Origin of the sequence: Pseudomonas sp. NBRC 111140 (assembly GCF_001320885.1) — a bacterium.
GTDB classification, from domain to species: Bacteria; Pseudomonadota; Gammaproteobacteria; order Pseudomonadales; family Pseudomonadaceae; genus Aquipseudomonas; species Aquipseudomonas putida_P.
The window spans coordinates 1-13,422 of the sequence record NZ_BCBQ01000127.1; the positions used below are offsets into that span (position 1 = coordinate 1).

At 62.9% G+C, this 13,422-nt stretch carries 14 protein-coding genes and 1 pseudogene; 9 read left to right on the forward strand and 6 right to left on the reverse strand.

The genetic code is table 11. The annotated features are described in order from the left end of the window. A partial coding sequence (locus APH42_RS29605; protein WP_249225889.1) for a thiamine pyrophosphate-binding protein occupies positions 1–159 on the reverse strand: 159 nt, incomplete at its 3' end. A gap of 185 nt (positions 160–344) precedes the next feature. On the opposite strand from APH42_RS29605, the gene APH42_RS26575 reads away from it, so the two are divergent. Then, entirely contained in the window at positions 345–1,226 is an 882-nt protein-coding gene (locus APH42_RS26575; protein WP_012272224.1) for a LysR family transcriptional regulator, read from the forward strand. Here APH42_RS26575 and APH42_RS26580 read toward each other — a convergent pair. Beyond that, a complete protein-coding gene (locus APH42_RS26580) occupies positions 1,211–1,870 on the reverse strand; it encodes an alpha/beta hydrolase (protein ID WP_060494586.1) in 660 nt (219 codons plus the stop codon). The two genes, APH42_RS26575 and APH42_RS26580, sit on opposite strands and share 16 nt — an antisense overlap. Before the next feature lie 249 nt (positions 1,871–2,119). On the opposite strand from APH42_RS26580, the gene APH42_RS26585 reads away from it, so the two are divergent. The 6 genes from APH42_RS26585 (at position 2,120) to APH42_RS26610 (ending at position 7,941) form a co-directional block, all read left to right on the forward strand. Further along, entirely contained in the window at positions 2,120–3,085 is a 966-nt protein-coding gene (locus APH42_RS26585) for an amino acid ABC transporter permease (protein ID WP_012272222.1), read from the forward strand. A gap of 15 nt (positions 3,086–3,100) precedes the next feature. Beyond that, entirely contained in the window at positions 3,101–3,865 is a 765-nt protein-coding gene (locus APH42_RS26590; protein WP_081337075.1) for an amino acid ABC transporter ATP-binding protein, read from the forward strand. A gap of 61 nt (positions 3,866–3,926) precedes the next feature. Beyond that, positions 3,927–4,766, forward strand: coding sequence for an ABC transporter substrate-binding protein (locus APH42_RS26595; RefSeq protein WP_060494587.1), 840 nt, complete (start codon positions 3,927–3,929; stop codon positions 4,764–4,766). 97 nt (positions 4,767–4,863) lie between these two features. Continuing rightward, a complete protein-coding gene (locus APH42_RS26600; RefSeq protein WP_060494588.1) occupies positions 4,864–6,159 on the forward strand; it encodes an FAD-binding oxidoreductase in 1,296 nt (431 codons plus the stop codon). A 21-nt stretch (positions 6,160–6,180) separates the two neighbouring features. Further along, positions 6,181–6,651, forward strand: coding sequence for an Lrp/AsnC family transcriptional regulator (locus APH42_RS26605; protein WP_012272218.1), 471 nt, complete (start codon positions 6,181–6,183; stop codon positions 6,649–6,651). A 105-nt stretch (positions 6,652–6,756) separates the two neighbouring features. Continuing rightward, positions 6,757–7,941: an MFS transporter gene (locus APH42_RS26610; protein ID WP_012272217.1), complete on the forward strand. Its 1,185-nt coding sequence runs from the start codon at positions 6,757–6,759 to the stop codon at positions 7,939–7,941. A 12-nt stretch (positions 7,942–7,953) separates the two neighbouring features. Here APH42_RS26610 and APH42_RS26615 read toward each other — a convergent pair whose 3' ends face one another. Then, positions 7,954–9,159: a diaminopropionate ammonia-lyase gene (locus tag APH42_RS26615; RefSeq protein WP_012272216.1), complete on the reverse strand. Its 1,206-nt coding sequence runs from the start codon at positions 9,157–9,159 to the stop codon at positions 7,954–7,956. Positions 9,160–9,237: 78 nt separating this feature from the next. Continuing rightward, complete coding sequence (locus APH42_RS26620) at positions 9,238–10,488, reverse strand: Zn-dependent hydrolase (protein WP_060494589.1); 1,251 nt, start codon at positions 10,486–10,488, stop codon at positions 9,238–9,240. A 163-nt stretch (positions 10,489–10,651) separates the two neighbouring features. On the opposite strand from APH42_RS26620, the gene APH42_RS26625 reads away from it, so the two are divergent. Then, a complete protein-coding gene (locus tag APH42_RS26625) occupies positions 10,652–11,119 on the forward strand; it encodes an Lrp/AsnC family transcriptional regulator (RefSeq protein WP_012272214.1) in 468 nt (155 codons plus the stop codon). A gap of 31 nt (positions 11,120–11,150) precedes the next feature. Here the strand turns inward: APH42_RS26625 and APH42_RS26630 are convergent, their stop codons facing one another. Both APH42_RS26630 and APH42_RS26635 read right to left on the reverse strand, forming a co-directional pair. Then, positions 11,151–12,416, reverse strand: coding sequence for a HAMP domain-containing sensor histidine kinase (locus APH42_RS26630; protein WP_060494590.1), 1,266 nt, complete (start codon positions 12,414–12,416; stop codon positions 11,151–11,153). After that, the gene (locus tag APH42_RS26635) at positions 12,413–13,105 is read right to left on the reverse strand and encodes a response regulator transcription factor (protein WP_012272212.1); all 693 of its coding nucleotides are present in this window, start codon (positions 13,103–13,105) and stop codon (positions 12,413–12,415) included. Before APH42_RS26635 ends, APH42_RS26630 begins: the two co-directional genes overlap by 4 nt. Before the next feature lie 197 nt (positions 13,106–13,302). On the opposite strand from APH42_RS26635, the pseudogene APH42_RS30610 reads away from it, so the two are divergent. Then, positions 13,303–13,422: pseudogene (locus APH42_RS30610) on the forward strand (outer membrane assembly protein); the annotation flags it as partial.

The following is a 13,422-nucleotide window of genomic DNA, read 5'->3' on the forward strand; positions in this document are numbered from 1 at the left end:
GAAACCTGCAGACTGCTCGTGACGGGTCAGTACCAGCTTGATCTTCGACTTGCGCAGGGATTCGAGCAGGTCGAGGTTTTCCTCACCAGGAATGCCGAATACATACTCGACACCTTCGTTTTCCAGGCATTGCACAACGACATCGGCGGCCTTGGCCATTTGGGGTACTACCTCAAAATCTTTGTGGGATTGCAGATTTATTAAGCTGCGTGACTGAGATGTTGCAGGATGTCTCAGTGGCGCGCATCGTAGGCCCTCTGGTTAATAATAATAAATATATTGTTATGATGCTTAGCATCACAGTTCGTTATGAATGCAGCTCGCATGAAAGGTAGCACCCCTCAATGAACCTCAAGGCATTGCGTTGCTGTGTCGAAATCGTCCGGCAAGGCAGCTTCACCAAGGCCGCGCAGCACCTGCACATCGCCCAGCCAGCGCTGAGCATGGCCGTTACCCGGCTGGAAGAAGAACTGGGCGTCACCCTGTTCAACCGCACCACGCGCAAAGTGATCCTCACGGCAGAAGGCGAGCAATTTCTGCCACGCATTGCCTCGGCCCTGCGCGAGATGGATGTTGCCCGACAAGAACTGCGCGACATGGCCGACCTGAAGCGCGGCGAAGTGCGCCTGGGTATTCCGCCGATGTTCGGCCTGCACTACGTGCCCGGTTTGATGAACGCCTTCCGCCAGTTGTACCCAGGCATTGCCATGACCGTGTTCGAAGGCAGTGCCGAAGACATTGGCCATCGGCTGGAGCAGCGGGAAATCGACCTCGCACTGCTGGAGTCCCGGCGTGTGCCGCCGGACAAGGAATCGATCCTGCTGGGCAGCGACGAGATGCTGGCGTGCATGCACCCCGATCACCCCTATGCCGGCAAGGCTTTCCTCACCGCCGAAGACCTGCGTAATACCGACATGGTGGTGTTCGACCGCACCTTCGTGCAACGCCATCTGCTGGACGCGTTCTTTGCCGAACATGGCATCACTTACCAAGTGGCGCTGCAGAGCAACTTCGTCTCGCTTGTGGTGCAGGCCGCATTGGACAACATGGGGGTGGCCACCCTGCTGCGCTCGGTGCAACAGCGCACGCCAGGCATCGTCGGTGTGCCCTTCCGGCCGGCACAGCAGATGAGTTTCCGCTTGTGCTGGCGCTCGGGGGAATACCTTTCGCTCGCCAGCAAGCGGTTCATCGACTTTGCCGCGCAAACCCACTACCTGGAGCGATAACCGGCAGTTTTCAGGGCCAGATGGGCGATCACCTGCTCCGCTGCGCGCCCCAGGCAGCCCTTGAAGAAGTGGTTGGCACCGGCATACACCGACACCGCCCGTTGGCCAGGGCCTGCCCATTGCAGCAGGTTGGCCAGCGGCGCCATTTCATCCTGTTCGCCATGCAGCAACAGGCAATCCGCAGGCACCGGCAATGGCTCGTAATAACGCCCGCCCGGCACATCACCCACCGGCAGCCCCAGCAATGCCACCGCCTGCAGCTGCCCTTCAAGCTCACAAGCCACACGCGCGAACACGTAGGCACCAAAGGAAAACCCGACCAGGGCCAGCGGCAGCTCTGGCAGTTCCCGGCTGAAGTGACGAATAACCGCAATGCAGTCCTGCGCTTCGCCGATGCCTTCGTCATGCACCCCTTGCGTCTGTCCCACCCCACGAAAGCTCGGCCGCACCACTTGCCAGCCGGCTGCACATAACTGCCGTGCCAAGGTCAGCGGCACGATATGCCGTGGGCTGCCGCCCAGCAGCGGTTGCGGGTGGCTGACCAGCACCAGCCCCTTCGGTGCGCCAGCGGGGTAGTCGATCAACAGCTCGATTTGACCGAGCGGCCCGTCGAGGAGCAGTGGGTTACGCGGGGTGTCCGACATCGCAGTTGTCCTTGTGAACCGAATGTATGGCGCTTATTCACGCCGCTTGCCAAGCCTACATCCGTACTCACCCCTGCAACAGGGCAAACGATCTGACAGGCATCCTGTTGCATATGTCAGGCTCATGCCCAAGCAAATGCAATTGGAAACAGCAGAATCACTGCAGTTCGCCAGGTTCTTGCCTGCGCTTCGCCTCCATACAATGACCCCACAACAACAAACGAGCCCAGCTCCGTGAGGCACGCCCCCATGTACAGAGACCATATCGTCAAACCGCGCGCGACCGACAACCCGGCATTCATGGGTATGGCCGCCGCCGTGATCTTCGCCCTCGCCCTGCTCTACGGCGTGGGCGACGGTAGCCTGGCCCGGCTGATGGGCCCGATCGTGCTCGACCTGCAGGCACCGCTGATGCGCAACATCGCCGTGGCCGGCACCCTGGCCGTGACCCTGGTATTGAACGTGTTCATCCTTGGCCGCTTTCCGTTGCGGGCCCAGGTGATTACGGTCTGGTGCGAACTGTTGCTGTTGTTCCTGCTGTTTTTCGACACCTTCGACCTGTCCTACAGCTTCATCGCCACCAAGGTCGGTTTCATGATCACGCAAGGGGTGTTCACCACCGTCTACGTGTCCACCCTCTCGATCGCCATCGCCTTCGTCCTGGCGCTGCTGGGCGCAACCGCACGGCTGTCGTCCAACGGCTTCGCCATCGCCATTGCCAGCTTCTACACCTCGTTCTTTCGCGGCGTGCCGCTGCTGATCCAGATCTACCTGATCTACCTTGGTATCCCCCAGCTCGGCTATGTAGTCGGTGCCGTGCCGGCGGGGATCCTGGCGTTGTCGCTGTGCTACGGCGCCTACATGACGGAAATCTTCCGCGCCGGTATCAGCAGCATCCCGCGCGGGCAATGGGAAGCTTCGCGGGCGATCGGCCTGACCCCCTTCCAGGCCATGACCCGGGTAATCCTGCCGCAGTCGATGCGGTTGATCATCCCGCCCACCGGCAACCAGTTCATCTCCATGCTCAAGGACAGCTCGCTGGTGTCGGTGATCGGTGTGTGGGAGCTGATGTTCCTCGCCCGCACCCAGGGCCGTGCGGAGTTTCGCCACCTGGAAATGTTGATCACCGCCGCCGTCTTGTACTGGGTGCTGTCGATCCTGCTCGAAGCCGTGCAGTCGCGCCTGGAAAAACGTTTCGACCGCGCCCATCGCTGATCGAGGAGCCCCATGATGAACCAACCTTTCACCCCCGGTATCGCCCAGGCCGCCATATCGATTCGTGGCCTGCAGAAATGGTACGGCGAGTTTCACGTGCTCAAGGGCATAGACCTGGAGATCGCCAGTGGCGAAATCGTGGTGGTCTGTGGGCCGTCCGGTTCGGGCAAATCCACATTGATCCGCTGCCTGAACCTGCTCGAAGACTTCCAGAAAGGCCAGGTGCTGATCGCCGGCAACCCGCTGGACCGCGACGCAGCCAGCGTGGCGGCTATCCGCCGCCAGGTGGGTATGGTGTTCCAGCAGTTCAACCTGTTCCCGCACCTGACCGTACTGGAAAACCTGATGCTCGGCCCGCGCCTGGTCAGCAAGCTCAGCGAGGCCCAGGCCCGTGCCCTGGCGCTGGAGTACCTGGACCGGGTGCGCATCGCCAGCCAGGCCGACAAGTTCCCCGGGCAGCTTTCCGGTGGCCAGCAACAACGCGTGGCCATTGCCCGCGCGCTGTGCATGAAACCACGCATCATGCTGTTCGACGAACCCACCTCGGCGCTGGACCCGGAAATGGTCAAGGAAGTGCTCGACGTCATGGGCGAGCTGGCCCAGGACGGCATCACCATGCTGTGCGTTACCCACGAAATGGGCTTCGCCCGCCGGGTGGCCGACCGCATCATCTTCATGGACCAGGGCCAGGTGATCGAACAAGGCCAGCCCAATGCGTTTTTCGACAACCCGCGCCACGCACGTGCCAGGGAGTTCCTCTCGCAGATCCTCAGTCATTGAGGCCTGTGTCTACCGCTGTGCCAACACCACAACAACAATTGCATGCCCGGAGACTTACCGAATGAACCCAGTCGCACGCTTGTTCGCACTCACCGCCGTTGCTGGCAGCCTGACCCTGATAGCCGGCGCCGCCTGGGCCGGTGCCACCCTTGACCGCATCCACCAGAGCAAGGTCATGAACGTGGCCACCGCCGCCAACTGGCCACCGCAGTCGTTCCTTGGCGAGGACAATACCCTCAAGGGCTTCGACATCGATGTAGCCAACGAGATCGGCAAACGCCTGGGCACCCAAGTGGCCTTCGTCACCCCCGAGTACGGCATCATCACGGCAGGGCGCTGGGCCAGCCGCTGGGACCTGTCGGTCGGTTCGATGACCCCCACCACCGAGCGTGGCCGGGTGCTCGACTTCCCGGCCATCTACTACTACACCCCCTACGTCTTCGCCGTGCACAAGGACGCCGCCGGGAGCAACACTGCCGACCTTAACGGCAAGACCATCGGCGTCGAGGCCGGTACCACTTCCGAGGACTACATCAACCGCCGGCTGAAAATCGACGCAGCGGATGTGCCAGCCTTCAGCTACAGCGTAGAGCCAGGCGAAGTGCAGACCTATGGCGACAGCATGGGCCCGCTGGACGACCTGCGCATGGGCAACGGCACCCGCCTGGATGCCACCTTGTCGGCACTGCCAACCGTCATGGGTGCGATCAAGGCTGGATACCCGATCACCCCCGTGCAGGGCAAGCCCGCCTACTACGAGCCACTGGCCATCGCCACCGACAAGGGCGACGACGCCTTCAACGCCGAACTGGCCAAGGCGGTCGAGGGCATGAAGGCCGACGGTACGCTGAAACAGCTGTCCGAGAAGTGGTACGGCGCCGACCTCACGCAAGTGCAGTAACCCCCAGACCCGCAGGCCAGCGCCCTTCCCTTGAAGGGCGTGCGGCACCCTCATGCCCGCAAAACGTACAGCTCCCAGCAAAAGGATGACCCAGCCGATGTCCAGCTACAGCAATAACTACTACACCGGGACCATGCGCGCTGCCCCCCTGCGCCCGGCACTGACAGGTGAAAGCCGCGCCGATGTGTGCGTGATCGGTGGCGGCCTGGCAGGCCTTAGCCTGGCCCGCGAGCTGCTGATGCGCGGGCGCTCGGTGGTGTTGCTGGAGGCGGCACGGGTGGCCTGGGGCGCCTCCGGGCGCAATGGCGGCTTCGTGCTGCAAGGCTGGTCCGAAGGGCTGTCGGCGATCGAGCGGCGCTGCGGCAAGCAGACCGCCGCGGCGCTGTTCCGGCTGTCGCTGGAGGGGGTCGATATCGTCCGCGACACCATCGCCCGCCACCAACTGCCAGGCTGCGCGGCAACCACCGGCAAACTCAGCGTGGTGCGCTACGACGACGCCGACAACCTGCAGCGCACCCGCGACCGCATGGCCCGCGACTTCAATTTCGACATGGAGTACCTCGATACCCAGGCGCTGCGCAGCCGTCTGAACACCGACCGCTACTTCCAGGGGCTGCGTGATAGCCATGGCTTTCACTTCCACCCGCTGAACTACTGCCTGGGCCTGGCCGAGTTGGTCGAGCTGGCCGGTGGCCGCATACACGAACAATCGCCAATGCTGCGGGTGGAACGCAAGGCCGGCCACCATCGGGTGGTCACCGCCCAGGGGGCGGTCAGCTGCGGCGATGTGGTGTACTGCTGCGGCGGCTACGGCGGCCCTGAGTTTGGCCAGTTGCGCCGTGCGTTTCTGCCGATTGCCACGTACGTGGTGCTGACCGAGCACCTGGGTGAGCGCCTGCGCGATGTAGTACGTACTACAGACGCAGTGGGCGACAACCGCCGCGCCTCGGACTACTACCGCATCGTCGAGGGTGACCGCCTGCTGTGGGGTGGCCATATCACCACGCGCAACCTGCAGGACGAACAGCGCCTGGGGCAGTTGCTGACCCGTGACATCCTTAGCGTGTACCCACAACTGCAGGGTTTGAAAATCGCCAAGGCCTGGTCTGGGCTGATGGGTTACGCCCGCCACAAGATGCCGCACATCGGCCCTCTGGGCCCGGGGTTGTGGGCCTGTACTTCATTTGGGGGCCATGGTATGAACACCGCACCCGTGGGTGCACGGGTAATCGCCGAGGCAGTCTGTAACGAAAGTGACCGCTACCGCCTGTTCGACGCCTACGGCCTGGAATGGAACGGCGGGCCGTTCGGGCCAGCGGCGGCGCAAACGGTGTATGCCGGCCTGAAGCTGATGGACAAGTTCCAGGAAGCCCGCGCGCAGTACAACCACTAAGAACAATCACCAGGAACCACCATGGACGCCCTCCCACCCGGCGCGCTGTTCAAACTGACCGAAAAAGACCGGCAACTGTTGGCCTTGCTGCAGGCCAACGCCCGCGAGCCCACCGCCTCGCTGGCGCGCAAGCTGGGCGTGTCGCGTTCTGCGGTGCAGGAGCGCATCAACCGCTTGGAAAACGCCGGGGTCATCACCGGCTACAGCGTGCGCATCGACCAGGACAAGCTGCAGCAGGTGATCAACTGCTTCACCATGACTTCATGCAGCAACAAGAGCTACACCGACGTGATGACCACTTTGCGCAAGATGGACTCGGTGCAGGCGGTGTATGCGGTGTCGGGTGAAATGGACTTCATCATCCACCTGACCACCCACACGCTGGGGGAGCTGAATGCCGAGCTGACCCGCATCAACATGATCAAGGGCGTGACCCACACTGCTTCGCACATTGTCATGGAGACAAAGTTCAGCAAGAAGCTGACACTGTGATTGCCCCCGACACGCTGAATAGCCGTCCAGCGTCCTCGACGTTGCAGTCACAGATTGACTATGATCCCGCCTTGAACGTTTCAGCATGTTTCAATAGGGATACAGATGTCAGTCCAGGAACTCCCCCCGCTCGCCAGTAAAAGCACCGTCGCCAAGATGGAAGCCGCCATGGCGCTGGGCAGCTTCGCCATCGGCACCGGCGAATTCGCCATCATGGGCCTGATGCCCGACATAGCCAGCAACCTGCAGTTGAGCGAGCCACAGGTGGGCCATGCCATCAGCGCCTATGCATTGGGGGTGATGGTCGGCGCCCCTACCCTGGCGATTCTCGGTGCCAAACTGCTGCGCAAGCACATGCTGCTGCTGTTGATGCTGCTGTATGCCTTGGGCAACCTGGCCACGGCCTTCGCCCCCTCGTTCGGCGGCCTGGTCGCCTTCCGCTTCATCAGTGGCCTGCCCCACGGCGCCTACTTCGGCATTGCGGCTGTGGTGGCCTCGAGCATGGTGGCCAAAGATCAACGTGCAGGTGCCGTCGCTCGGGTGATGATGGGCCTGACCCTGGCCATGTTGCTCGGCAACCCGGTGGCCACGTTCCTGGGCCAGTATTTCGGCTGGCGTTCGGCCTTCGTGCTGGTCGGCGCGATTGCCCTGTGCACCATCGCCCTGGTCTGGCGTTTCGTGCCCCAGCGTCACGACGAAGTACGCAGCGACCCACGCAAGGAACTGCAGGCCTTTACCCTCCCGCAGGTATGGATGGCGCTGGCCATCGCTTCCATCGGCTTTGCCGGCATGTTCTGCGTGTTCAGCTACCTGGCGCCGACCATGCTGCAAGTGACCCAGGTCTCGCCGCAGTGGATTCCGTTCGGCCTGGCGGCGTTCGGTGTTGGCGGTATCGTCGGCAACATCGCGGGCGGCAAACTGTTCGACCGCCTGCAATTCCGCGCGGTGGGGCTGGTGTTGATGTGGTCGATTGCCGTGCTGCTGTTCTTCACCTTCGCCGCCCAGGCACTGTGGAGCCTGCTGCTGGGCATCGGCCTGGTGGGTACCATGATCGCCCTGGCCGCACCGCTGCAGATCCGCCTGATGGACATTGCTCATGAAGCGCCAAGCCTGGCCGCCGCGTCGAACCATGCGGCGTTCAACCTGGCCAATGCACTGGGGCCATGGCTGGGCGGCATGGCGATCACTGCCGGCATGGGCTGGACCAGCACCGGGTTCATCGGCGCGGCGACGGCGCTGGTTGGCCTGGGTATCTACCTGTTGGCACGGCGGATGAAAGGCGGCCACTGAAACATCCGGTCGTTAGGCCCAGCACTGCTGGCGCGCCAGCACCGAGGCGGCCGTTTCGCCCAACAGCTCGGCGTAAACGCCGGGGGCGGTGGCACCTTCGGTGTTGATGAAGAGAATACGGGCATTTCTACCGACCCCCAGGCTGGCGGCTGCGCCCGAGTCCTTGACCAGGCGGGCCAGCCCAGCCAGCCCGGCGACACCTGACTCACCCGCGATCAATGGAATGTCACGAACGCTGCCAGCTGACAGGCGGCGCATGGCGGCCACGGCCTCGTCGTCGCTGATGGTCATGAAACAATCGATGCTCGGCTCCAGGAAGCGCCATGCCAGGGGCGATGTCTCGCCACAGGCCAGGCCGGCCATGACCGAGTCCACCGAGCCAACAGCCCTGGCCGGCTTGCCAAGCATCGCACTTTGGTACAGGCAGTCGGCCTGCTCGGGTTCGACCATGACAAACAGCGGGCGCTGCTCGCCGAAGTGTTCCCACAGGTAGCTGACGATGCCAGCTGCCAAGCCACCTACCCCGCCCTGCAGGAACACATGAGTGAACGGTGGCTGCCCGACGGTGGCTTCGATGATTTCCGCGGCGATGGTGGCGTAGCCTTGCATCACGTCGCGTGGGATCTCCTCATAGCCTTCATACGAGGTATCAGAAACCACGGTCCAGCCATTGCTCGCCGCCAGCACGGCGGCGTGCTCGACCGACTTGTCATAGTTGCCGGCAACCCGCACGATCTGTGCGCCGTAGGCGGCAATCGCCTGCTCACGCTCGATGCTGACATTGGCGTGCAGCACGATCACGCAGCGACAGCCTATGCTGTGTGCTGCTGCCGCCAGGCCTTTGCCATGGTTGCCATCAGTGGCACTGACGACGGTAAAGCCGGCCAGCAGATCAGCATAATGGCCCTCCAGCAACCCATGGGGCGCGAAAGGCTGTTCGGGGAAGGTTCGCAGAATCAACCGAACCAAGGCGATCGGCGCCCCAAGGGCCTTGAAGCTACCGAGCACCGAGCGCACCGATTCATCCTTGACCGACAGCTGGGCTATGCCCAGTTCTGCGGCCAGGTCAGGCAAACCGTACAGCGGCGTGGCCCCAGCATTCAGGCACGACCAACCGGTCAGCCACTGGCGGCTTTCTTCGGCCTTGGCAATGCTCATCACAGTTCGCAACGCTTGTGGGTATGGCTGGCGGCCAGCCTTGGGGTTGGAAACAAACATGCAGCACTCCGTTCTACAAGTATCAGCAAGCCCATGCCGCTGCAGCCAAACTGCCGTGGGCGGTTTTTTCAATGAATATCAGGTGTGGGCCAGGCGATGGCTCACGACATCCAGCAACACCTGCGCCCCCTGAACGAGGTGATCGTCAGCGGTAAACTCGCGCGGGTTGTGGCTGATGCCGCCCTGACTGGGCACGAAGATCATCGCAGCCGGCGCTATGCGGGCGATCATTTGCGCATCGTGCCCGGCACCAGAGGTCATGCGTCGGTGGCTGAAGCCCAAGCGCCGCGCCGAGGCTTCGATCGCATCGACCAGGCCGGCATCGAAGGCAACTGGTTCAAAGCGCACCAGGCGCTCCGTAGCGATGCTCACGCCTTCACGCTTGGCGAGGGAATCCAGGTATTGGCTCAGGCGGTTTTCGGCGTGAGCCAGGCAGGTTTCGTCCGGGTCGCGCAGGTCGACGGTGAAGGTCGCCTTGCGTGCAATGACGTTGATCAGGTTTGGCTCGAACCGCATGCAGCCGACGGTGGCCAGGGTCGTGCCAGAATCTACGGCCATGGCGCGCAGTTCGGCAACGATGGCACTGGCCACGAAACCGGCATCATGGCGCAGGTGAGTCGGTGTGGTGCCGGCATGGTTGGCATGGCCCAGCACCTCTACCTGCTGCCAGGAAATGCCTTGCAGGTTCTCGACCACGCCAATCAGGGTGTTCTCGGCCTCAAGGATCGGGCCCTGCTCGATGTGCAGCTCAAGGTATTCGTGCGGCACCACGGCCCCTGGCTGCATTGTGCCGGCATAGCCAATACGCGCCAATTCGTCGCCCAGCCGCGTGCCGTCGGTGCCAAGCGTATCCAGGGCCTGCTGCAACGATAGGCCACCGGCGTATACCAACGAGCCCATCATGTCTGGCTGGTAGCGCACGCCCTCTTCGTTGGTAAAGGCGCCAACGGTGATCGAACGCTCGGGCTGCCGCCCTGCCTCACGATAAGCACGTATCACTGCCAGCCCCGCCAGCACCCCGTAGCAGCCATCCAGGGCGCCAGCATTGGTGACGGTATCGATGTGCGAACCCATCATCAGTGGGCGCTGGGCACCGCTGTCAGTAGCTGAGCGCAACGTGCCGAAAATGTTGCCGATGCGATCGATCTGCACCTCGAGATCAAGCTCATGCATCCATTCAACCAGCAGATCGCGCCCAGCCTTTTCTGTATCGGTCAGCGCAATCCGAGTGCGTCCGCCGTGAATGGGGTCGACGCCTACTTGCCCCAGCGCACTGATTTGCTGCAATAGCAACGCGCCGTCCAATTGCAACGGGGTACTCGTATTCATCAACCGTTTCTCCTTGGGTGCCATGCCATGGCAGCGCACCCTGTTTGATCATGGGAGAATTCTATTCGGCGAAAGCGTACGAAAAACTTGATTTTCGACCTTTTCATGCACTTTCATTACGCTTTTCCAGCCTTTGGCGCTGCTTAGCAACGGAGATACCTTCATGCCCCTCGATCACTTCGATCTGGCCCTGCTCGAGGCCGTACAGCGCAATGCCGGGACGTCGCAGTTGGACCTGGGCACGCAGGTCAACCTGTCCTCGGCAGCGGTGAACCGGCGCTTGAAGAAAATGGCGGCCGACGGCGTGATCCGTGGAACGGTGGCACAGGTGGATGCCGTGCATCTGGGTTACACGCTGACCGTAATCACCGAGGTCGAAGTGGAGAACGAGCGGCTGGACCTGCTGGACGAGATGAAGCGCACCTTCCTCGCCTGCCCGCAGGTGCAACAGTGCTACTACGTGGCGGGGGAATGCGATTTCGTGCTGATCATGCTGGTGCGGCACATGGAGCAGTACACCCAGCTGACCCGTGAGTTGTTCTTCGAAAACAACAATGTCAAACGCTTCAAGACGTTGGTTTCGATGAGCAATGTGAAGACCGGCATGTTCGTACCGACGCTCACGGCTTGAGCCATTGAGGCCGCTTTACGGCCTCAATGGCTCAAGCCGGGCTTGCCTGTGGCAGTTCGATGCGCACCCGCAGACCACCAGTGGCGGCGGCCTGCGCAGTGATACTACCGCCGTGCAGGGCAATGGCCCGCTGGGCGATAGCCAAGCCCAGGCCGAAACCATCACCATCGCTGTCGGCACCCCGGTCGAACGGCTCGAAGATCCGCGGCAGGCGCGCCGGATCTACGCCCGGCCCATGGTCGCTGACACAGACCTGAAACCATTGCCCACCCGGCGCCATAGCGGCCTCCACCAACACCTCCGTACCAACTGCGGTGTAGCGCACCGCGTTGCGGATGATGTTCTCGAACGCCCGGTACAGCAGTTCTTCATGACCGTGGATGAGAAACGCACCCTGGGCTTGCAAAGACACCTGGCACTGCTTCATGCCGGCCTCGAAGCGGGCGTCTTCGACGATCTGCGCCAGCAGCTCCACCACATCCACGCTGGCAAAGTCGCTATCGCCCTGGCGAGCCTGGGCGCGGGCCAAGGTCAACAACTGCTCGATCAGGTCATCCATGCGCCGCGATTCGCGCTCCACCCGCTCCAGCATGTCGTGCCGGTCGGGCTGCTGGCGCATCAGGCCAATGGCAGCATGCATGCGCGTCAGCGGTGAACGCAGTTCGTGGGAAATATCGTGCAGCAGGTTCTGCTGCGCCTGCACCAGTGCCTTCAGCTGACCGGCCATGCGGTCGCAGTCCTCCGCCAGCTCGACGATCTCGTCGCGGCGCTTACCGAGCCTGGGCTTTACCCGCACATCGAAGCGGCCCTGGGCTACCTGGCCCATCGCCTCACGTAACCAGGCCAGCGGGCGAGTCAGGTACAAGCTGCACAGGAAGGCGAACAGTGCACTCATCAGCGTGCCGGTAAACAACGGGCCCATACCACGCGGGCGCGGTGGCTCGCCAAGCACCGTGGCCACCGAAGCACGTAGCACCAGCGGGCGACCTTCACGGTCGCTCAACGCCTGCTCGAAACGCGCCACCGGCACCGCTCTGCCGGCCAGCAACTGGCCTTGGCTGTCGTAAAGGCCCACCTGTACATCGGGCGGTTGCGGTGATACCTCAAGCAGCTGTCGGCCTGCCTGCTCGCCGTAACGCTGCAACAGCTGCAGTTCGGTGGCCAGCAGCGAGCGCAGCGCCGGCGTATCGCCACGCCAGTCATTGAGCATGAAAGCGCCCGCCCCCACCAGGAAGGTCAGGCAGTTGGCCAGCCAGAACGCCAGAAACAGCTTCCAGAACAGGCGCCGGCGCATCATTCGACGATCAACATGTAGCCCATGCCACGCACGCTCTGGATCCAGCTGCTGCCGTCGGCGCGCGGGCCAAGTTTTTGCCGAATGCTGCTGACATGCACGTCGATACGCCGGTCGTAACGGGTCAGCGGCCGGCCCAGGGCATTAAGCGAAAGGTCCTGCTTGCTGACCAACTGGCCAGCCTGACGGGCCAATGCCTCCAGCAGGCTGAACTCGGAGCCGGTCAGCTCCAGCGTAGCGTCGCCCCAGTGCGCCTCGCGTCGGCCCGGCCACATTTTCAATGCCCCGGTGCGTAGCTGTTCGGGCGCACTGGCCTCGCCCATCTGCTGTGGCTGTACCCGGCGCAGAATTGCCCGCAGACGTGCCACCAGTTCCCCCGGGGAACTGGGCTTGGGCACATAGTCATCGGCCCCCAGTTCAAGGCCGGCAATGCGGTCGATGTTGTCGCCACGGGCGGTCAGCAGCAGCACCGGCACCTGGCTGCGTGCACGCACACGGCGCAGCACTTCGATACCGGAGATACCGGGCAGCATCACGTCCAGCACCACCACCTGGTAGTTACCGGACAGCGCCTGGGCCTCGCCCTCTTCACCGGTGTCCACGGCCGTGGCCTGGAAGCCTTCGCGCGCCAGGTACAGAGAGAGCATTTCAGTCAGTTCGCGGTCGTCGTCGACCAGCAGCACAGGGATCATCAGGGCCAGATATCGCAATTGCAGGGGCCGTAATGATCACCCTGCAGGCGGGCACTGTCACCGCCGGCCGGTCGGACTTTACACATCTTTACCCTCGGCTAACCGCGCCGTACACAGCCCGCCCGTATCCTCATCGCCCGCCGCATGCGGGTTGCCCGCACGTGCTGCACTCCGAATCCGCTTGTCTGGAACCCCCGATGAACTACCCGCGCCTGTTGCTCTCCATCCTGTTGCTGAAAGCCACGCTGGCCCAGGCCTCCCCCTTCAGGATCGCCGACATCCGCGTCAACGGCCTGCAGCGGGTTTCCGCCGGCAGT

What these genes read in the sequence shown, in the direction of transcription:
- APH42_RS26620 (WP_060494589.1), bottom strand. Translation starts at nt 10,488, where the DNA reads ATGAATACGAGTACCCCGTTGCAATTGGACGGCGCGTTGCTATTGCAG.
- APH42_RS26610 (WP_012272217.1), top strand. Translation starts at nt 6,757, where the DNA reads ATGTCAGTCCAGGAACTCCCCCCGCTCGCCAGTAAAAGCACCGTCGCC.
- APH42_RS26615 (WP_012272216.1), bottom strand. Translation starts at nt 9,159, where the DNA reads ATGTTTGTTTCCAACCCCAAGGCTGGCCGCCAGCCATACCCACAAGCG.
- APH42_RS26630 (WP_060494590.1), bottom strand. Translation starts at nt 12,416, where the DNA reads ATGATGCGCCGGCGCCTGTTCTGGAAGCTGTTTCTGGCGTTCTGGCTG.
- APH42_RS26635 (WP_012272212.1), bottom strand. Translation starts at nt 13,105, where the DNA reads ATGATCCCTGTGCTGCTGGTCGACGACGACCGCGAACTGACTGAAATG.
- APH42_RS26595 (WP_060494587.1), top strand. Translation starts at nt 3,927, where the DNA reads ATGAACCCAGTCGCACGCTTGTTCGCACTCACCGCCGTTGCTGGCAGC.
- APH42_RS26590 (WP_081337075.1), top strand. Translation starts at nt 3,101, where the DNA reads ATGAACCAACCTTTCACCCCCGGTATCGCCCAGGCCGCCATATCGATT.
- APH42_RS26585 (WP_012272222.1), top strand. Translation starts at nt 2,120, where the DNA reads ATGTACAGAGACCATATCGTCAAACCGCGCGCGACCGACAACCCGGCA.
- APH42_RS26600 (WP_060494588.1), top strand. Translation starts at nt 4,864, where the DNA reads ATGTCCAGCTACAGCAATAACTACTACACCGGGACCATGCGCGCTGCC.
- APH42_RS26575 (WP_012272224.1), top strand. Translation starts at nt 345, where the DNA reads ATGAACCTCAAGGCATTGCGTTGCTGTGTCGAAATCGTCCGGCAAGGC.
- APH42_RS26625 (WP_012272214.1), top strand. Translation starts at nt 10,652, where the DNA reads ATGCCCCTCGATCACTTCGATCTGGCCCTGCTCGAGGCCGTACAGCGC.
- APH42_RS26580 (WP_060494586.1), bottom strand. Translation starts at nt 1,870, where the DNA reads ATGTCGGACACCCCGCGTAACCCACTGCTCCTCGACGGGCCGCTCGGT.
- APH42_RS26605 (WP_012272218.1), top strand. Translation starts at nt 6,181, where the DNA reads ATGGACGCCCTCCCACCCGGCGCGCTGTTCAAACTGACCGAAAAAGAC.